Consider the following 603-nt stretch of genomic DNA (forward strand, 5'->3'; position numbering starts at 1 on the left):
CATGATTTTTGATTCAAAAGAAAAACTGAAACGCAACTATGTCTGCATCGTAAATGAGCGAATAAGTCGGTTCAACAAGACCTCCGAATAATCTCAATTGAATGTTACACGTTTCAGCGAGAAAGGAAGATCCCGAAATAACCGAATGGTATTCGGTAGAGGATATTCAGTCCAAGTATGGCATGACTCTCTCGGCGATTTACTCACCGGTATCCAAAATCGGCATTCCGGCAACCATCACCAAAGTAACTCTCCGTAAAGAAAAACTTCACAGCGGCAAACTGTCGCTCTATCTCGACTACTACCCTCCCATCGGCTCGATTTGAGCCGTTTTTCCAATTAATTATAGTAATTTTGAGCCGATAAATCATTCTGATATGCCACATTTGCACACTATAAGGCATAAAACGCGGTTTGTTAACAGAAGTTCCGTCTTGAATCTGACATAAAGTATGTTTCCAAGATCAGAACTGTATGAATTATGATTATATCGAATATATTACCTGGCAGACAAATATTTAGTTTCACGTTCATGAGTGATTCTTTTTATAGTATTGATTTTTTTGGGGTATAAGATGCAGTCTTTTGACCTATCCTCCGTCT

The 603-nt window shown here is 38.6% G+C and carries 1 pseudogene; it reads left to right on the forward strand.

What is annotated here, in order from left to right:
- Positions 1–128 precede the first annotated feature (128 nt).
- A pseudogene (locus QZ311_RS12395) lies at positions 129–230 on the forward strand (DNA-binding protein); the annotation flags it as partial.
- Between the last annotated feature and the right edge of the window lie 373 nt (positions 231–603).

Origin of the sequence: uncultured Duncaniella sp. (assembly GCF_910578445.1) — a bacterium.
Classification (GTDB): Bacteria; Bacteroidota; Bacteroidia; order Bacteroidales; family Muribaculaceae; genus Duncaniella.